Consider the following 17,275-nt stretch of genomic DNA (forward strand, 5'->3'; position numbering starts at 1 on the left):
CGGCCGCCTCCCCCGGCGCACCGCCCTGCTGCTGGCCGTCGGCGGCCTGGCCCAGCTCTCCGTGCCCCGCGTGCTGCCCGCAGAGGGCCACCGGACGGCGCTGCTCGCGCAGGACGCCCCGAGCGCCGGCGTCCGGGCCCGCGTCGAGGACCTGCTCGCCGACCGCGCCCGCGCCCTGCTGCGCGCCGACCGGGCCGCCCTGCTCGCCGGGGTCGCCCCCGCGGCCCGCCCCGCGCAGGAGCAGGCCGCCGCCCGGGTCGCCGCCGTGCCGTTCTCCGCCGTCGAGTACCGGATCAGCGCCGTCACCGAGCCCGGGCCGGACGGGCGCCTGGTCGTCACCGCGGGCCTCGCCCACCGGCTGCGCGGCGCCGACGAGCACCCCGCGGTGCTCTCCCGGCGGCTCACCTTCGACCGCACCCCGGACGGCTGGCTGCTCTCCGCCGACGAGCCGGACGGCAGCGCCGCCCTCTGGGACCTGGGCGAGGTCAAGGTCGCCTGGGGCAAGCGCTCCCTGGTGCTCGGCCTGGACTCCGCCGAGGAGCTCGCCGGCCTCGCCGCCGTCGCGGACCGGGCGGTGCCCGCCGTCTCCGAGCTGTGGGGCGAGGACTGGCCCGGCCGGCTGCTCGTCCTCACCCCCGCCACCGAGTCGCAGTTCGCGCGGATGCTCGACGTCACGGCCGGCTCCTACCAGGGCATCGCCGCGGTCACCGTCGCCGCCGGCGGCGAACCCGCCGCGACCCCGGCCGACCGGATCATGGTCAACCCGGAGGCCTTCCGGGGCCTCAGCGACCTCGGCCGGCAGGTGGTGGTCACCCACGAGGCCACCCACGTCGCCACCCGCGCCGCCACCCGCAGCTGGACCCCGCTCTGGCTGTCCGAGGGCGTCGCCGACTACACCGGCTACCGCGGGGCCGGGCGCACCGCCCGCCAGATCGCCCCCGAGCTCGCCCGCGACATCGCCGCGGGCCGGGTGCCGACCGCGCTGCCCACCGACGCCGACTTCGCGGCCGGCTCGCCCGGCATCGCCCAGGCCTACGAGCAGGCCTGGCTCGCCTGCGAGATGATCGCGCGCGGCTTCGGCCCGCAGCGCCTCGTGGCGCTGTACCGCGCGGTCGGCTCGATGGGCGACCCGGCCCGGCTGGAGAGCGTCCTCAGGGCCGAGCTCGGCCTGGACCTGCCCGGCTTCACCAAGGCGTGGGTCGCCGAGCTGGTGCGTCAGCTGCGCCGCTGAGCCGCCGCGAGGCCGGCGGCGAGCCCCTCGGCGTCGATCAGACCGCTGTGCGTGCCGGCCGTGGTGCAGGCGTACGCGCCTGCGACCGATCCCGCCAGCATGCACGCGGCGGGCGACCGGCCGGCCAGCCAGCCGGAGAGGAACCCGCTGACGAAGGCGTCGCCCGCGCCGTTGCTGTCCACCACCGGGCGGCCCGGGTCGACCGCCGGCACGTGCCGGACGCCGTCGGAGCCGCGCTCCAGCAGGTAGCTGCCGGCGGCCCCCGCCGTCGCGACCACCAGCCGTGCCCGGCCCTCGGCCAGCACCGCGCGCATCACCTCCTCGTGCCGCCCGGGGCAGCCCGCGGCCGACAGGAAGACCAGGTCGGAGCGGAGCGCGTAGTGCCAGTGGTGCTCGTTCGCCCCGTCCCAGGCGTGCAGGTCGGTGGAGCTGGTGGCGCCGAGCCGCTCGATGTCCGGGTGCATGTCCCGGTTGATGTTGGTGATCGACAGGTGGACGTGCCGGGCCCGCTCCAGGAACGGCAGGTAGAAGGCGGGCGGCAGCCGCAGGTCGGCCGGGTGCCGGCCGTCGTAGAACGAGAAGCGCAGGCCGTCCGCGTCCACCAGGTTCACCCCGCGCGGGGTGCCCGCGGGGGAGACCAGGTGGTGGAAGTCCAGGCCTGCGCGGTGGAAGGCGGCCCGCACCAGCTCGCCCTGCGGGTCGTCGCCGAGGAAGTCGAGGAAGGAGGTGCGCAGACCCAGCCGGTGGCAGCCGAGTGCGACGCCGCTGCCGGTGTGGCCGGCGTAGTCGTGCACCGGCGGCACCCCGAGCGAGTCGGCGGCGGGGATCTCCAGCCGGTCCACCCGGACGATGGTGTCCACGCCCGCACCGCCCACCACCAGGACGTCGAGATCGGGGTTCTCGGGCATGCGGCTCCTCCGGCAGGCGGCATCGGCTGACAGCGCACGATGCTGCCAGCCGCCCGGCCGGGGCTGCAAGGCTTTGCAGAAACTTTCAGGCGCCTGGTCCGGCCGGAGGGCTCAGGACGTCGGCGCCGGCCGGCCCAGCGGGCGGTCGAGGTCGTCCAGCAGTGCCTGCTCGTAGGCGATCCCCGGGCGCACCGGATACCCCTGGACCGGCGGCTCCGGTGGCAGCACCAGCGTGGCCTGCGCGTCCGGCCCGCGGGTCGAACGCCACAACCGGCGGCAGGACACCACGGTGGCCGCCAGCAGCAGCAGATTGCGGGCCGTGAGCACCGCCACGCCCCACGGCTCGCTGCGCTGCACCGCGCCGAACAGGATCGGGAACTCGACCGTGGTCAGCACCGTCGCGATCAGGATCAGCACCGCCACCGGCTTCTGCCGGGTGCCGCGCACCGTCAGGCAGACCGCGGCCAGACCCACCAGCCACACCAGGTACTGCGGGCTGATCACCCGGCTGGTCACCGTGAACACCAGCAGCGCGGCCAGCGCCGCGTCGTACGCCGTCGACGGCTGCCAGCGCACCGCCCGCAGCCGCCACACCAGCAGCCAGCCGAAGCCCACCAGGGTGCCCGCCACGCACACCTTGGAGACCACCGGCACCCACGGGCCGAGCATCTCCAGCGAGCCGTAGTTCATCGTCACCTGGCCGTCCCAGGCGCCGAACAGCTTGGCGAAGTGCAGGGGCAGCGCGCCCAGCGACTCCACCTCGATGCCGCGCTCCTTCTGGAACGTGAGGAACTCGAAGGCGCCGTTCATCCCCGCCGTCAGGAGGAAGCCCAGGGCCGCCGCGGTCGCCGCCGCCGCCGTCCACGCCCGGCGGGTGCGCCGCCCGCGGGGGGTGCCCGCCAGCGCCAGCATCGGCCACACCTTGACCAGCCCGCCGAGGCCCAGCAGCACGCCGCCGAGCGCCGGCCGGCGCAGCACCAGCAGCAGACCGCCCACCGCGATCGCGGTGACGATGATGTCGTACCGGCAGTACACCGTCGGCCCGAGGAGCGGCACGCCCGCCACCCACATCCAGGCGCCGGTGAAGCTGCGGCCCCGCCGGGTGCCGACCCGCATCAGCGCACCCACGGTCAGTGCGTCGAACACCCCGCACAGCACGAAGAAGGAGACCAGGTACGACCAGGGCAGCACGCCCGGCAGCAGGATCACCAGCGCCGCACCCGGGGGGTACTGCCAGGTCACGTCGTCCAGCGGGAAGGTGCCGGTCTGCAGCACCTCGTACCAGCCGTGGTAGATCACCGAGATGTCGGAGCTCACGTCCGTGCCCGAGATCCGCAGCACACCGACGGCCATCAGCACGATCAGCACCCGGGTGACCACCCAGGACACCCCGAGCGCCCACAGCGCGCCGCCGGCCGGCGCCGGGGGCGGCGAGCCGGTCAGGGCGAGGCGCTCGGTGCTGCTGGTGCTGCCGGTGCGCCCGGTCGGGGCCAACTCCACTGCGCTCCCTCGTTCGACTCGCTGACGCCGGTCGCGGTGCGCCCGCGCACGGGGCCCCAGGACATAGGACCGGCCCGGACCGGAAACGGTTGCGGTGTGATCCTTCGTTCCCGGCGGGCCATGGTGTTGACCTATGGTACGGATCACCGACCTCTGCACGATGCAACCCCCGACCGAGCGAGCCGTGGCATGCACAAGACCCTCATCGTCACCAACGACTTCCCGCCCAGGCCGGGCGGGATCCAGGCGTTCGTGCACAACATGGCCGTCCGCCAGCCCGCCGGCTCCATCGTGGTGTACGCCTCCGCCTGGCGCGACGGCACCGAGGTGGCCCGCTTCGACGCCGAGCAGCCCTTCCCGGTGATCCGCGACCGGACGAAGATGATGGTGCCCACCCCGCGGGTCACCCGGCGGGCCGCCGAGATCCTCCGCGCCGAGGGCTGCAGCTCGGTCTGGTTCGGCGCCGCGGCCCCGCTCGGCCTGATGGCCCCCGCCCTGCGGCAGGCCGGTGCCGAGCGGCTGCTGGGCATGACCCACGGCCACGAGGCCGCCTGGGCCCAGCTGCCCGGTTCGCGCCGACTGCTGCGGCGGATCGGCGCCGGCACCGACACCCTCACCTACCTCGGCGAGTACACCCGCAGCCGGATCGCCGCGGCGGTCGGTCCCGAGGCCGCCCGGCGCATGGTGCAGCTGCCGCCCGGCGTCGACGAGAAGACCTTCCGGCCCGACTCCGGCGGCGACGAGATCCGTGCGCGGCTCGGACTCGCCGACCGGCCCGTCGTCGTCTGCGTCTCCCGCCTCGTCAGGCGCAAGGGGCAGGACACCCTCATCGAGGCCATGCCGCAGATCCTCGCCGCGGTGCCGGACACCGTGCTGCTGATCGTCGGCGACGGCCCCTACCGGGGCGACCTGGAGAAGCTCGCCGAGGCCCGCGGTGTGGCCGGCTCCGTCTGCTTCACCGGGGCCGTGCCCTGGGAGGAACTGCCCGCCCACTACGGGGCCGGCGACGTCTTCGCCATGCCCTGCCGCACCCGGCGGGGCGGCCTCGACGTGGAGGGCCTCGGCATCGTCTACCTGGAGGCCTCCGCGACCGGCCTGCCCGTGGTCGCCGGGGACTCCGGCGGAGCGCCGGACGCCGTCCTGGAGGGCGAGACCGGGTACGTCGTGCCGGGGCGGTCGGCGGAGGCGACGGCGGAGCGGATCGTGCGGCTGCTGCACGACGAGCAGCTTCGGCGGACGATGGGCGAGGCCGGACGCCGCTGGGTGGAGCGCTCCTGGCGCTGGGACCTGCTGGCCCAGCGCCTCACGGGGCTGCTGGCGTAGGGGGTTCACCCGGACGAAGGGGCGCGGGCAACCGCGCATCGGGAGGCTGCGGTCGGCCTCTTCCGAATCGCGCAGTTCCCCGCGCCCCTGTCGGTGGCCTGCCGTCAGCGCTGGTAGATCGCCTCGACGTCGGCGGCGAAGTCCTTGAGGACGACGTTGCGCTTCAGCTTGAGGGACGGGGTGAGGTGGCCGCTCTCCTCGGTGAAGGCGGTGTCGAGGAGGCGGAACTTCTTCACGGCCTCGGCGTGCGAGACGGCCTGGTTGCCGTCGTCGACGGCGGCCTGGACGGCGGCCAGCAGGTCGGGGTCGGCGGCGAGGTCGCTCAGGGTGGCCTCGGCGGGCTTGCCGTTGAGTGCCTTCCAGTTCCCGAAGAAGTCCGGGTCGACGGTGATCAGACAGCCGATGAACGGCCTGCGGTCGCCGACCACCATGACCTCGCCGATCAGGGCGTGCGCCCGGATCCGGTCCTCGATCACCGCGGGGGCGACGTTCTTGCCGCCCGCCGTGACGATGATCTCCTTCTTGCGGCCGGTGATGGTCAGGTAGCCCTCGGCGTCCAGCGAACCGATGTCGCCGGTGGCGAACCAGCCGTCCTGCAGGGCGTCGGCGGTGGCCTGCGGGTTGTTCCAGTAGCCGGTGAAGATCTGCGGGCCCTTGAGGAGCACCTCGCCGTCCTCGGCGATCTTCACCGCGGAGCCCGGCAGCGGCTGCCCGACGGTGCCGATCTTCGGCTTGTCGTGCGGGTTGAAGGCGGTGGCGGCGCAGGTCTCGGTGAGGCCGTAGCCCTCCAGGACGGTGAAGCCGATGCCGCGGTAGAAGTGGCCGAGCCGCTCGCCGAGCGGGGCGCCGCCGGAGATGGCGTGGGTGGCCCGCCCGCCGAGCGCGGCCCGCAGCTTGGAGTACACGAGCTTGTCGAAGACGAAGTGCTTGACTCTCAGGCCCAGCCCGGCGCCGCCGGCGTCGAGGGCGCGGCTGTAGGCGATGGCGGTGTCGGCGGCCTTGTCGAAGATCTTGCCCTTGCCGTCGGCCTGGGCCTTGGCGCGGGCGGTGTTGAAGACCTTCTCGAAGACGCGCGGCACGCCCAGGATCAGGGTCGGCCGGAAGGAGCCGAGCTCGGCCGTGACGTCCTTGATGTCGGAGACGTGGCCGAGCTTGATCGGGGCGATCGCGGCGGCGATCTCGGCGATCCGGCCGAGCACGTGGGCCAGCGGCAGGAAGAGCAGGACGGAGCTCTCGCCGGTGCGGAAGAGCGGCTCCAGGCGGGCGGTGACGTTGCCCAGCTCGGCCAGGAAGTTGCCGTGGGTCAGCTGGCAGCCCTTGGGGTGGCCGGTGGTGCCCGAGGTGTAGACGATGGTGGCGATGGTGTCGGCGTTCGGGACGGCCCGGCGCTCGGCGACCGTCGCGTCGGCGACCTCGCCGCCGGCCGTGGTGAGGGCGGCGACGCCGCCGTCCTCGATCTGCCAGGCGTGCCGCAGCTGCGGGAGCCGGTCGCGGACCTCCGCGAGGACGGCCGCGTGGCCCGCGGTCTCGGTGACGACGGCGACCGCACCGGAGTCACCCAGGATCCACTGCACCTGCTCGGCGGAGGAGGACTCGTACACCGGCACGGTGATGGCGCCCGCGCACCAGATCGCGAAGTCGAGCAGCGTCCACTCGTAGCGGGTGCGGGACATCACCGCGACCCGGTCGCCCGGCTCGATGCCGGAGGCGATCAGACCTTTGGCCACCGCGTGGACCTCGGCGAGGAACTGTGCCGCCGTGAGGTCCTGCCACTGCCCGGCCACCTTCCGGCTGATCACGGCCACGCCGGGGTACTGCTCGGCGTTCTGGTGGATCAGGTCGGAGAGGTTTCCGCCGCTCGGAACCTGGTAGCGGGCCGGAAGGCTGAACTCGAGCAAGACTGCTCCTCGTCTGCGACGCTGCGGGACGGCAGGACGTTACTGCTCGGTAGCCGGGTTCGACCAGAGCTGTCGGCTCCGTTGTTCGAAGAGTCACACCGCGCAGAACCGGTGGGTTGGTTTCGACTCGCACCTTACGGCAGCCGTCACACGACCCGCCGGTAGCCCCCGGACCCCGCGACCACCGGCCCCAGCCCCCCGTACCCGGGCCCCTGGAGCCCGCGCGGGAGCCCGTCCGACCGCCCCCGCGAGCCCGCTGGGAGCCCGTTGCGAGCCCGTTGCGAGTCCGCTGGGACCCCCGACGGTCAGGGCGGCGCCCGGCGCGCACCCGCGGGCGCGGTAGCCTGCCCTGGGCGCACATCTGAACAGACGCGGAGGGCCGTGATGGCGGAGCACACCAGGTCGAGCATCATCATCGACGCGACCCCGGCCGAGGTCATGGCCGCGATCGCCGACTTCGCCGCCTACCCGGAGTGGACGGGCGAGGTCAAGGAGATCGAGGTGCTCAGCACCGCCGCGGACGGCCGCGGCTCCGAGGTGCGCCTGGTGCTCGACGCCGGCGCCATCCGCGACGAGCACGTCCTCGCCTACACCTGGGACGGCGACCGCGAGGTCCGCTGGACCCTGGTGAAGAGCCAGATGCTGCGCGCCCTCGACGGCTCCTACAGCCTCGCCGCGGTCAAGGACGGCGGCACCGAGGTCACCTACCAGCTCGCCGTCGACGTCAAGATCCCGATGCTCGGCATGATCAAGCGCAAGGCGGAGAAGGTCATCATCGACCGGGCCCTGGCCGGCCTGAAGAAGCGCGTCGAGGGCTGACCCCGGGTGTCGCCCCGTACCGTCCTCGTCACCGGCGAGGGCTCGGCCGTCGTCGCCGCCGCCACCGCCCTGCACAGCGCCCGCACGGGCCGGCGCACCCTCCTGCTGGCCGCCGACGACCCGCACCGCGCCGTCGACGACCTGCTGGACACCCGCCTACCCGAGCAGCCGACCCCGTACGCGGACCGGCTCTCGGTCGCCCGGATCGACGAGCAGGCCGCCCTGCGCAGCGCCCTCGACGGCTTCGGCGCCCGGCTCGCCCCCGCCCTCGACCTGATCGGCGCCGACCCGCTCGACCCCGAGGAGCTCACCCCGCTGCCCGGCACCCGGCAGCTCGCGCTGCTGCACGCCCTGCGCACCGCCGACGCCGAGACCGTGGTGGTCGCCGGCCCGCCGCCGGCCGAGCTGCTCGCCACCCTGGCCCTGCCCGAGCAGCTCGACCGCTACCTCGACCGCCTGCTGCCCGAACAGCGCCAGGCCGCCCGCGCCCTGCGCCCGCTGCTGGCCGCCCTCGCCGGGGTGCCGATGCCCGCCGACTGGCTGTTCGAAGCCCGGGCCGCCGCCTCCGCCGCCCTCGCCGGGGCGCGCGCCGTGATCGAGGCCCCCGGCACCTCCGTCCGCCTGGTCGTGGACGCCGACACCCACGGCACCAGGCAGCTGCGCCGGATCCGCTCCGCGCTCGCCCTGTACGGCCGCCGCCTCGATTCCGTCGTCGCCCACCGGGTGCTGCCGCCCGCGGCCGCGGACTCCGCCGACCCCTGGCTGGCCGGTCGCGCCGCCCGCCAGCGCGAGCGCCTCGCCGAGCTGGCGGCCGGCTTCGACGGGGTCCCGCTGCTCACCGCCGGGTGGCCCGAGGTCGCCCTGGAGGAGATCGCGGCCCAGCTGTACGCGGACGGCGAGCCCGCGCCCGGCGAGGCCCCCGCGCCCTGGGTGGAGGACCGGCTGACCGCCGACGGCCTGCTGGTCTGGCACCTGGCGCTGCCCGGCGCCGACCGGGCCGGCCTGGAGCTGGTGCGCCGCGGCGACGAGCTGGTCGTCGGCACCGGCGGCCACCGCCGGCTGCTGCCGCTGCCCGCCGCGCTGCGGCGCTGCACGGTGAGCGGGGCCGGGCTGCACGACGGCGTCCTGTCGGTGCGCTTCGCACCGGACCCGGCGCTCTGGCCGGCGCGCGGCTGACGCACCGCCGACCGCTCCCGGCGATTCGCGCCGAAGGGGGCGTGCGCTCGGGGCGTGCGCGCCCGGGGTGCGTCCGGTGCGCCGGGCGGCCCTCGATGCGCCGTCCGGTAGCGTCTGGGACCCGGCCGGTCCCGGCCGGAGGGCTCGGCGGCGCACCGAGGACGGACAGAGGAGGACGCCGGATGGCGGAGGAGAAGGCGGACGGCACGGGCGGGCAGGGCCTCGGCGCGGAGTTCGGACCGCTGGTCGACGAGGTCCGGAAGTTCGCCCTCGCCCTCGGCGGCAAGGCCCAGCAGTACACCGTCCGGCTGCGCGAGGAGAACCCGGAGGTGTACGGACATCTCGCCGCCGCGGGCGGTGAACTGGTCGCCGCGTACCGCGCAGCCGTCTCAGGTCATGAACGGCGCTGGGCCGGTGCCGGACACGCCGAGGCCGAGCACATCGACCTCGACAAGGCCACCGACAACTAGTGAACCCGCAGGTCAGAGGACGTGACTCTGGCGCCCGCAGGCATCACTCAAAGGCGCGAAGTCTACGACTTCTGAACACATTGAGGCAGGCGATCCGGAAAATGTCTTCGGTTAATGTAGGCCTCGGTGTGTACGGGAGCACCGCTCAGCGGGTAGCGTTCCGCTCAGCGGGAACGAGTGAATAGCTGAGGGACACATGGCTCTGACCATCGGCGTCGACGTCGGCGGGACGAAGATCGCGGCCGGCGTGGTCGACGAGACCGGCGACATCCTTGCGCGTACCCGGGTACCCACCCCGGCCGACCCCCAGTGGGCGGTCGACGCGATCGCGCAGGCCGTGCGCGAACTCAAGGAGGAGTACCCGGAGGTCGCGGCCGTCGGTGTCGGTGCCCCCGGCTTCGTGGACCGCGACCGCTCGACCGTGATCTTCGCTCCCAACATCGACTGGGAGAACGAGCCGCTCAAGCAGCGTGTCGAGGAGCTCACCGGCCTCGAGACCGTCGTCGAGAACGACGCCAACTGCGCCGCCTGGGCCGAGTTCCGCTTCGGCGCCGCGGCCGACCACGAGGACATGGTCCTCATCACCGTCGGCACCGGCATCGGCGGCGGCATCGTCCTCGACGGCCGGATGCACCGCGGCCGCTTCGGCGTCGCCGGCGAGATCGGCCACCTCAACATGGTTCCCGACGGCCTCGCCTGCGGCTGCGGCGGCAAGGGCTGCTGGGAGCAGTACGGTTCCGGCCGCGCGCTGCGCCGCTACGGCCGCGAGATGGCAGCGGCCGACCCGATCGCAGGCAAGCGCATGCTCGAACTCAACGACGGCGTCGCCGAGACCATCCGCGGCATCCACATCACCGAGGCCGCGGCCGAGGGCGACCCGCTCGCCCTGGAGTGCTACGCGGAGCTCGCCGACTGGCTCGGCCGCGGCATGGCCGACCTCGCCGCGCTGTTCGACCCGGGCGTCTTCGTCCTCGGCGGCGGCGTCTCCGACTCGGGCAGCCTGCTGCTCGACCCGGTCGCCGCGGCCTTCGAGAGGTACCTGACCGGCGGCGCGCACCGGCCGCGCGCCGAGGTCCTGCTCGCGACCATGGGGTCCGCCGCCGGCATCGCCGGCGCCGCCGACCTGGCGCGCGTCTGACGGATCGTCCGATCGCCTGCGGCGAGGCTGGGGCCGCGGCCCCGGCCTCGCCGTTAGCATGACCGGCATGCCCGCCGAGCAGCCGTCCGCCGCCCCCGGACCCGTGCCGCCGACCGAGTCGGCCGCCCTGCCCGGCTCCGGCGCCGAACCCGACGGCGCCCAGCGGATCCGCGTCCTCAGCTACAACATCCGGTCACTGCGGGACGACCGCGAGGCACTCGTCCGGGTGATCCGCGCCTGCGCGCCGGACGTGATCTGCCTCCAGGAGTCCCCGCGGTACTGGAAGCCGGAGAAGCAGGCCGCCTGGCTCGCCCACCGCACCGGCACCGTCATCCTCGCCGGCGGCGGCCGGATCGCCGCAGGGCCGCTGCTGCTCGGACGGCTGCGGGTCGACGTCCTCGCCGTCCGCGACCGGCTGCTGCCCAAGACCCGCGGCCTGCACGCCCGCGGCTTCGCCACCGCCCTGCTGCGGGTGGGCCGTTCGGCACCGTTCGCGGTGACCAGCTGCCACCTCTCCCTCGACCCGGCCGAACGACTCGGCCAGTTCGCCCTCCTCCCGGGCCAGTTCGATCCCGGCGAACACGGCATCATCGCCGGCGACTTCAACGAACACCCCGACGGCCCCGGCTGGCGCCGCCTGGCCGCCGACTACCAGGACGCCCACACCGTCGCCCCCTGGGGCGGCACCTTCACCTCCGTCCCGGACGACCCCCACCAGCGGATCGACGCGATCTTCGCGACCCCGGGCGTGGAGGTGCTGGCGTGCGGGGTGCCGCACGGGCTGCCGGGGGTGGCGGCGGGGGATCTGCTGGCGGCGACGGACCATCTGCCGGTGCTGGCGGTGCTGCGGATCCCCGCCGGGGGCTGAGACGGGCAGGGCCCGGGACGGCGTTCGGGCCGGGGTCAGTGGATCGAGGCGGCGACGATGACGCCGTTGCGGACGGTGTAGGTGCCGGCGTAGTGGCGGTGGGTGCCGTCCGTCTGCAGGGCGTCCAGCAGGACCGAGACGGTGTCGCCGTTGACGGCGGTGACGGTGAGGGCGTCTGCGGCGGTGCCGGCGAAGCCGGCGACGAACTGCTGGTAGCTCGGTGCCAGGTTGCGTCCGCCGAGGGCCCAGGCGCGGGCGTAGTCGCGGGCGTTGAGGGCGGCGTAGTACTGCTCGACGACCTGGCGGGGTGAGGCCGGGGTCGGCCGGGGGCTCGCCGTGGCGGTGACCGTTCGGGTCGCGGCGGACTGGGTCGGAGCCTGGGTCGGAGTCTGGGTCGGGGCCTGGGTCGGGTTCGCCGTGGTGGGCGGGACCGTCCACTGGCCGGTCTGGTCGGCGAAGCCGGAATTCAGGGTGAACTGGACCTTGGCGAGGCGGGAGGCGGCCGGGACCTCGAAGGCGATGTAGCCGAGTGCGCTGTCACCGGGGGCGATGTGCACCCCGGCGGGGAACGCCGGTCCGGCGGTGACCTCGGCGGCGATCGAGGAGTTGAAGCCCTGCCCCTGGTCGTCGATCACGGTGGCGCCGTTGGAGGGGGAGTCGGAGTACACGGCCGTGCCGGTGTTCCGGAGCCGGAACTGCACGGCGATCAGCCGCTCACCGGCCTCCGGCGTGGACAGGAAGTTCGCGGCGGCCGCCGGGTCGGCGACCGCGGTCACCGTCACGGCCATCCGGGCGCCCCGTTCGTTGCCGGCCAGTTCCAGGGTGTCCCCGACCTGTGCCGAGTGCGGCACCCCGGCAGACGTGGGCGAACCGCCCGAACCGGCCGAGGCCGAGCCCGAGCGGCTCGTGGGACTGCTCGTCGGGGCCGTCACCACCGAGTGACTGCTGCAGCCCGCGGCGGCCACCGCCGCGAGTAATGCCGCGCCCGCCAGGGTGCCGATCCGTGCCATGGCCGTCGCCTCCCGCCCTTTCCAGGCTACGGGCGGGCGACGGCCGCTGCTCGGGGGTCGGCGGTGGCCTCAGACGACGGCGCCGCCCATCGGGTCGTCCGGCTCGTCGTCGTCCCTGTCCTTCATCCGCGCGACGAGGGTGACGAAGCCGCCGAGGAAGGCGGTGATGCCGACCCAGGCGGGCCAGCCCGCGACCTCGTGCCAGACGACGGTGTCGACGAGCAGCAGGGCCGGGCCGCCGAGCACGGCGATCCAGGCGAACTTGGCGGTGGTGTCGGCCCTGGGCAGCGGCGGCGGCTCCGGCGGGACGAAGTGGCCCTCGTCCGGGTCCTCCCGGAGCTCGAAGTCGCGCGGGCCGGAGACGGGCCCGGCCACCTGCTCGGGGGTGGTCGGCCGCGGCCGCGGTCGCGGCTGGGGCGCGAAGTCGTCGAGGGAGTCCGCGGACGCGGTCTCCTTGGCACGGAGGTTCTCGATCTCCGGCCATTGCGGGTCGGTCAGGTCGACGGGGTCGTCGAACTGCGCGACCAGGGCTGCGAAGATCGCGTCCTGTTCGGCCTGGCTGCCGGCCGCCGGCCGTCGGGCGGGTGTCTCGGAGCCGGTGGTCCTCTCCTGGTCCTGGCCGGGCTTCGCGGCGCCGTCCTCGGGCAGCTCCTCGTCGCCGCCCGCCTTGCTGGTCTCGTTCACTACCGGCCCTTCAGCCCAGGTGGTGCTCGGCATCGGTCGTCGCATCGGTCTTCGCCGCCGGCGCCAGCCGCCGGACGAATCCGAGGCTCTCCTCGAAGATCATTCCGGCGTCGTGGTCCAGCGTGGCGACGTGGAAGCTGCGTTCGCACAGTTTCTCCGTCACGTCCGTCGAGGATATCCGGGCGAGCACCAGTTCCGAGTTGGCCGGGGAGACGACGTGGTCCTGCGGACTGCGCAGCAGCAGCACCGGCTGCCGGACGGCGGGCAGTTCGGCCTGGACGGTCCGCCAGAGGCGGGAGAGCGACCAGGCGGCGTGCAGCGGGGTGCGGTCGTAGCCGCACTCGGAGACGCCCTCCAGGGCGATGTCGTCGGCGATGCCGGGCAGGCTGGGCACGAGGTGCCGCAGGGCGGGCAGCAGGACGGTGGCCGGGTTGTCCGAGCGGACCGACGGGTTCACCAGGACGAGGCCGGATATCGCCTCGCCGTGCTGCGCGGCGAGGCGCAGCGCGAGGGCGCCGCCCATCGACAGCGCGCAGACGAAGACCTGCTCGCAGCGGTCGAGCAGGGCCCGCAGTTCGCGGTCGACCTCGGCGTACCAGTCCTCCCAGCGGGTCTGCTGCATGTCCTGCCAGCGGGTGCCGTGGCCGGGCAGCAGCGGCAGGGCGACGGTGAGCCCGGCGGCGGCGAGGTGGTCGGCCCAGGGCCGCATGGACCTCGGCGAGCCGGTGAAACCGTGGACGAGGAGCACGCCGACCGGCCCGCCCTCGTGGTGAAACGGTTCTGCGCCGGGCAGCAACGGCATCCTCGATGCTCCTTCGCTCGGAGGGCTGGTCTGAGGGCTGGTCGGAGTGCTGTTCGTCGTGTTGGTCGGAGTGCTGTCCGGGGTACTGGAGAGAGGGGTCGGCTACCCGCCGGTACCCGGAGCCGCATCGTCCCACGCGCGCGGCGGCCCGTACAGGGCCGCACCCGCCGTATCACGGGCCTGCCGGTGCACACGGGCGCGGCCCTGGGCATTAGGATCGACCGGTCCGCACAACAGGAGGCCCGGGTTGTTCTACCGACTGATGAAGATGATCGTCTCGCCGTTGTTGCGGATCTTCTTCCGGCCGTGGATCGAGGGTGAGGAGAACATCCCCGACGAGGGCCCCGCGATCATCGCGAGCAACCACCTGTCCTTCTCGGACTCCTTCTTCTTCCCCGCGCTGATCAAGCGCCGGATCACCTTCATCGCCAAGGCCGAGTACTTCAACACCCCCGGCCTCAAGGGCAAGCTGACCGCCGCCTTCTTCAAGGGCGTCGGCCAGCTGCCGGTCGACCGCTCCGGCGCGCGCGGCGCGGGCGAGGCGGCGATCCGCAGCGCCGTCGCCGTCCTGGAGCGCGGCGAGCTGTTCGGCGTCTACCCGGAGGGCACCCGCTCGCCCGACGGCAAGCTCTACCGCGGCAAGGTCGGCGGCCTCGCCCGCGTCGCGTTGCAGACCGGGGCCCCGGTCATCCCGGTCGCCATGATCGACACCGAGAAGGTGCAGCCGCCCGGCCAGGTCGTCCCCAGCTTCGGCATCCGCCCCGGCATCCGGATCGGCCGCCCGCTGGACTTCTCCCGCTACCACGGCATGGAGAACGACCGCTTCATCCTCCGCTCGGTCACCGACGAGGTGATGTACGAGATCATGCGGCTCTCCGGCCAGGAGTACGTGGACATCTACGCCACCGCCGCCAAGCGTCAGATCTCCGAGGACAAGAAGCGCGCCGACGCCGAGCGCCGGGCCGCCCAGAAGGCGGAGAAGGCCGCCGAGAAGGAAGCCGAGAAGGCCGCCAAGGAGGAAGCCGAGAAGGCCGCCAAGGAGGAAGCCGAGAAGGCCGCCAAGGAGGAGGCCGCCCGGCTGGAGCAGGAGCAGGCGCAGCAGGACCGGCAGGACAAGTCCGAGTAGTACGCGCGGGGGCGGGGAACACAGATGGCGGAGGACCACAGAGCCGGGCTCGCGACGCGCCCGGCCGGTACCGTCGCGGCCGCACCGCCGTGGTCGAGCGCGCTGACCGCCGGCGGGATGTCCGTCGAGATGCCGCTCTGGCGCGCGATCGGCTACTTCCGGGTGCTCGCCCTGGGGTACGCGATCCTCCGCTACTTCAACTCCTTCGAGGACTTCCGCCACCCGGTCTCCGGCTGGATCTACCTCGGCGCGCTCACCCTGTGGACGCTCGCCAGCACCCGGGCCTTCGCTGGCCCGCAGCGGTGCACCTGGTACGTGCTCGGCACCGACCTCGCGTTCAGCGTCACCGGCATCGTGATGAGCGGGATCATCGACGAGCCGGAGCGCATCTACGGCGGCGCCCCCACCCTGCCCACCATCTGGGCCGCCGGTACCGTGCTCGGCTTCGCCGGCAAGGGCGGCTGGAAGCCCGCCGCCTTCGCCGCCACCGTGATCGGCCTCGCCAACATCCTCGGCCACGGCGGCATCACCCCGGACAACATCCACAACATCGTGCTGCTGATGGTGGCCGGCTGCGCGATCGGCTACGTCATCGAACTCGCCCGTGCCAGCGAGGCGGTGCTCACCCGGGCGCTCCAGGTGGAGGCCGCGACCCGCGAGCGCGAGCGGCTCTCCCGGGACATCCACGACGGCGTCCTCCAGGTGCTCGCCCTCGTCCAGCGCCGCGAGGGCGACCTCGGCGACCTCGGCCGGCTGGCCGGCGAGCAGGAACGCGCCCTGCGGGCACTGATGTCCGCCGGGCCGCTGCCCGCCCAGGCCGCCGGCGGGCCCGCCCCCGCCGAGCAGGACGTCCGCCTGCTGATCGCCGGCCACGCCGACGAGCGGATCACCGTCTCCGCCCCGGGCACCCCCGTCCCGCTGCCCGCGCACGCCGCCGCCGAACTCGCCGCCGCGGTGGCCGCCGCCCTGGACAACGTCCGCCGCCACGCGGGGGAGGGCGCCCGGGCCTGGGTCCTCGTCGAGGACGAACCGGACGCCGTCACCGTCTCCGTCCGCGACGACGGCGCCGGCTTCGCCGCCGGGCGCCTCGGCGAGGCGGAGCAGGCCGGACGCCTCGGTGTCTCGCAGTCCATCCGCGGCCGGCTGCGCGACCTCGGCGGCACGGCCGAGCTGTACTCGGTGCCCGGCGAGGGCACCGAGGTCGAGATGCGGGTGCCGAGGAAGGGACAGTAGGGACAGTGATGTCGGATCAGGTGCGGGTCATGGTCGTGGACGACCACCCGATGTGGCGGGACGCCGTCTCCCGGGACCTCGCCGACGCCGGGTTCGCCGTCGTCGCGACCGCCGGCGACGGCGAGGAGGCCGTGCGCCGCGCCCTGGCCACCACCCCGCAGGTGGTCGTCCTCGACCTCAACCTGCCCGCTCTGCCCGGCGTCGAGGTCTGCCGCCGGATCGTCACCCACGACCCGACCGCCCGGGTCCTGGTGCTCTCGGCCAGCGGCGAGCACGCCGACGTCCTGGAGGCGGTCAAGTCCGGCGCCACCGGCTACCTGGTGAAGTCCGCGGGCCGGGACGAACTCATCGACGCCGTCCGGCGCACCGCGCTCGGCGACCCGGTCTTCACCCCCGGCCTGGCCGGCCTGGTGCTCGGCGAGTTCCGCCGGCTGGCCACCGAGCCGGCCCCGGCGGCCGCGCCCGCCGCCCCGCAGCTGACCACGCGGGAGACCGAGGTGCTGCGTCTGGTCGCCAAGGGCCTGTCGTACCGGCAGATCGCCGAGCGCCTGGTGCTCTCGCACCGCACGGTGCAGAACCACGTCCAGAACACCCTCGGCAAGCTCCAGCTGCACAACCGGGTCGAGCTCGTCCGCTACGCCATCGAGCAGGGCCTGGACGACGAGCTGCAGTAGCGCCGGCGGGGCTCAGCAGTACTCGGTGACGCAGAGCAGGACGGTGCCGTCGGCCGAGGCGTACTCGTGCGCCTCGTGGCCGTCCGGGTCGTTCACGTAGAGCCGCCTCCTGACGGACTGCCAGAACGCCTGTCGCCGCTCCGGCGGGATCTCCTCCGGCTCGTGCAGCCAGTGCCCGGCCAGCAGGACATCGGCCTGCCCGACCAGCCGCCGGGCCGCGCGGGGGTCGAGCCTGTCGCGGACCAGCCGCCAGCGCCGCCCCCGTGCGTCGACGAACTCGGCCTGCCCGGGGAGTCCGTCGCGGTCACCCTCCTCGTGCTCGCCGGCCTGGTCCGGGCCCGGTGGCGCGGCGGCGAGGATCTCGGCGAAGGTCGCGGTCTGCGGGCGCTTGCGGGGCATGGCGGGCAGTCTGCCG

Annotated in this window: 17 protein-coding genes; 10 read left to right on the forward strand and 7 right to left on the reverse strand. The window is 74.2% G+C overall.

Annotation, left to right across the window (positions count from 1 at the left end; translation table 11 throughout):
* Positions 1-70: 70 nt before the first annotated feature.
* Entirely contained in the window at positions 71-1,231 is a 1,161-nt protein-coding gene (locus tag AB0P35_RS04235; RefSeq protein ID WP_363506215.1) for a hypothetical protein, read from the forward strand.
* Here AB0P35_RS04235 and AB0P35_RS04240 read toward each other — a convergent pair.
* Both AB0P35_RS04240 and AB0P35_RS04245 read right to left on the reverse strand, forming a co-directional pair.
* Positions 1,216-2,139 (reverse strand): carbohydrate kinase family protein, encoded by a 924-nt coding sequence (locus AB0P35_RS04240; protein ID WP_363506218.1) that lies wholly within the window; start codon positions 2,137-2,139, stop codon positions 1,216-1,218. The genes AB0P35_RS04235 and AB0P35_RS04240 overlap by 16 nt on opposite strands.
* 111 nt (positions 2,140-2,250) lie before the next feature.
* Complete coding sequence (locus AB0P35_RS04245) at positions 2,251-3,639, reverse strand: glycosyltransferase 87 family protein (protein WP_257019475.1); 1,389 nt, start codon at positions 3,637-3,639, stop codon at positions 2,251-2,253.
* 189 nt (positions 3,640-3,828) lie between these two features.
* On the opposite strand from AB0P35_RS04245, the gene AB0P35_RS04250 reads away from it, so the two are divergent.
* Entirely contained in the window at positions 3,829-4,962 is a 1,134-nt protein-coding gene (locus AB0P35_RS04250) for a glycosyltransferase family 4 protein (RefSeq protein WP_363506221.1), read from the forward strand.
* A gap of 104 nt (positions 4,963-5,066) precedes the next feature.
* On the opposite strand, the gene AB0P35_RS04255 is transcribed toward AB0P35_RS04250, so the two are convergent.
* A complete protein-coding gene (locus AB0P35_RS04255) occupies positions 5,067-6,860 on the reverse strand; it encodes a long-chain fatty acid--CoA ligase (protein ID WP_363506224.1) in 1,794 nt (597 codons plus the stop codon).
* A 384-nt stretch (positions 6,861-7,244) separates the two neighbouring features.
* Here AB0P35_RS04255 and AB0P35_RS04260 point away from each other — a divergent pair, with 384 nt between their 5' ends.
* The 5 genes from AB0P35_RS04260 to AB0P35_RS04280 all read left to right on the forward strand — a co-directional run bounded on the left by AB0P35_RS04260 (position 7,245) and on the right by AB0P35_RS04280 (position 11,331).
* On the forward strand, positions 7,245-7,679 hold the full coding sequence (locus tag AB0P35_RS04260) for an SRPBCC family protein (RefSeq protein WP_363506227.1): 435 nt from the start codon (positions 7,245-7,247) through the stop codon (positions 7,677-7,679).
* A gap of 6 nt (positions 7,680-7,685) precedes the next feature.
* Positions 7,686-8,855 (forward strand): ArsA-related P-loop ATPase, encoded by a 1,170-nt coding sequence (locus AB0P35_RS04265; RefSeq protein ID WP_363506230.1) that lies wholly within the window; start codon positions 7,686-7,688, stop codon positions 8,853-8,855.
* 182 nt (positions 8,856-9,037) lie between these two features.
* Entirely contained in the window at positions 9,038-9,325 is a 288-nt protein-coding gene (locus tag AB0P35_RS04270; RefSeq protein ID WP_095876968.1) for a DUF5304 family protein, read from the forward strand.
* Between the two features lie 196 nt (positions 9,326-9,521).
* Entirely contained in the window at positions 9,522-10,463 is a 942-nt protein-coding gene (locus tag AB0P35_RS04275; protein WP_363506234.1) for an ROK family glucokinase, read from the forward strand.
* Positions 10,464-10,530: 67 nt separating this feature from the next.
* A complete protein-coding gene (locus AB0P35_RS04280) occupies positions 10,531-11,331 on the forward strand; it encodes an endonuclease/exonuclease/phosphatase family protein (RefSeq protein ID WP_363506237.1) in 801 nt (266 codons plus the stop codon).
* A gap of 35 nt (positions 11,332-11,366) precedes the next feature.
* Here the strand turns inward: AB0P35_RS04280 and AB0P35_RS04285 are convergent, their stop codons facing one another.
* The 3 genes from AB0P35_RS04285 to AB0P35_RS04295 all read right to left on the reverse strand — a co-directional run bounded on the left by AB0P35_RS04285 (position 11,367) and on the right by AB0P35_RS04295 (position 13,827).
* Complete coding sequence (locus AB0P35_RS04285; RefSeq protein WP_363506240.1) at positions 11,367-12,341, reverse strand: DUF4352 domain-containing protein; 975 nt, start codon at positions 12,339-12,341, stop codon at positions 11,367-11,369.
* A 69-nt stretch (positions 12,342-12,410) separates the two neighbouring features.
* The gene (locus AB0P35_RS04290) at positions 12,411-13,025 is read right to left on the reverse strand and encodes a hypothetical protein (RefSeq protein ID WP_179419671.1); all 615 of its coding nucleotides are present in this window, start codon (positions 13,023-13,025) and stop codon (positions 12,411-12,413) included.
* 10 nt (positions 13,026-13,035) lie between these two features.
* On the reverse strand, positions 13,036-13,827 hold the full coding sequence (locus AB0P35_RS04295) for an alpha/beta fold hydrolase (RefSeq protein WP_363506243.1): 792 nt from the start codon (positions 13,825-13,827) through the stop codon (positions 13,036-13,038).
* Positions 13,828-14,089: 262 nt separating this feature from the next.
* Between AB0P35_RS04295 and AB0P35_RS04300 the strand changes: the two genes are divergently transcribed.
* The 3 genes from AB0P35_RS04300 to AB0P35_RS04310 all read left to right on the forward strand — a co-directional run bounded on the left by AB0P35_RS04300 (position 14,090) and on the right by AB0P35_RS04310 (position 16,860).
* The gene (locus tag AB0P35_RS04300; protein WP_363506351.1) at positions 14,090-14,953 is read left to right on the forward strand and encodes a lysophospholipid acyltransferase family protein; all 864 of its coding nucleotides are present in this window, start codon (positions 14,090-14,092) and stop codon (positions 14,951-14,953) included.
* Between the two features lie 117 nt (positions 14,954-15,070).
* Positions 15,071-16,186: a DUF5931 domain-containing protein gene (locus AB0P35_RS04305; RefSeq protein ID WP_363506354.1), complete on the forward strand. Its 1,116-nt coding sequence runs from the start codon at positions 15,071-15,073 to the stop codon at positions 16,184-16,186.
* Positions 16,187-16,194: 8 nt separating this feature from the next.
* A complete protein-coding gene (locus AB0P35_RS04310; RefSeq protein WP_363506246.1) occupies positions 16,195-16,860 on the forward strand; it encodes a response regulator transcription factor in 666 nt (221 codons plus the stop codon).
* Between the two features lie 12 nt (positions 16,861-16,872).
* Here AB0P35_RS04310 and AB0P35_RS04315 read toward each other — a convergent pair whose 3' ends face one another.
* Complete coding sequence (locus AB0P35_RS04315; protein WP_363506249.1) at positions 16,873-17,259, reverse strand: hypothetical protein; 387 nt, start codon at positions 17,257-17,259, stop codon at positions 16,873-16,875.
* Positions 17,260-17,275 lie beyond the last annotated feature (16 nt).

Source organism: Kitasatospora sp. NPDC085879 (genome assembly GCF_040686255.1).
In the GTDB taxonomy this organism is placed as follows: Bacteria; Actinomycetota; Actinomycetes; order Streptomycetales; family Streptomycetaceae; genus Kitasatospora.

Excerpts from the sequence above, each read along its gene's own strand:
- AB0P35_RS04285 (WP_363506240.1), bottom strand. The coding sequence starts at position 12,341 with ATGGCACGGATCGGCACCCTGGCGGGCGCGGCATTACTCGCGGCGGTG.
- AB0P35_RS04315 (WP_363506249.1), bottom strand. The coding sequence starts at position 17,259 with ATGCCCCGCAAGCGCCCGCAGACCGCGACCTTCGCCGAGATCCTCGCC.
- AB0P35_RS04305 (WP_363506354.1), top strand. The coding sequence starts at position 15,071 with ATGTCCGTCGAGATGCCGCTCTGGCGCGCGATCGGCTACTTCCGGGTG.
- AB0P35_RS04275 (WP_363506234.1), top strand. The coding sequence starts at position 9,522 with ATGGCTCTGACCATCGGCGTCGACGTCGGCGGGACGAAGATCGCGGCC.
- AB0P35_RS04295 (WP_363506243.1), bottom strand. The coding sequence starts at position 13,827 with ATGCCGTTGCTGCCCGGCGCAGAACCGTTTCACCACGAGGGCGGGCCG.
- AB0P35_RS04280 (WP_363506237.1), top strand. The coding sequence starts at position 10,531 with ATGCCCGCCGAGCAGCCGTCCGCCGCCCCCGGACCCGTGCCGCCGACC.
- AB0P35_RS04310 (WP_363506246.1), top strand. The coding sequence starts at position 16,195 with ATGTCGGATCAGGTGCGGGTCATGGTCGTGGACGACCACCCGATGTGG.
- AB0P35_RS04270 (WP_095876968.1), top strand. The coding sequence starts at position 9,038 with ATGGCGGAGGAGAAGGCGGACGGCACGGGCGGGCAGGGCCTCGGCGCG.
- AB0P35_RS04240 (WP_363506218.1), bottom strand. The coding sequence starts at position 2,139 with ATGCCCGAGAACCCCGATCTCGACGTCCTGGTGGTGGGCGGTGCGGGC.
- AB0P35_RS04260 (WP_363506227.1), top strand. The coding sequence starts at position 7,245 with ATGGCGGAGCACACCAGGTCGAGCATCATCATCGACGCGACCCCGGCC.
- AB0P35_RS04250 (WP_363506221.1), top strand. The coding sequence starts at position 3,829 with ATGCACAAGACCCTCATCGTCACCAACGACTTCCCGCCCAGGCCGGGC.
- AB0P35_RS04300 (WP_363506351.1), top strand. The coding sequence starts at position 14,090 with ATGAAGATGATCGTCTCGCCGTTGTTGCGGATCTTCTTCCGGCCGTGG.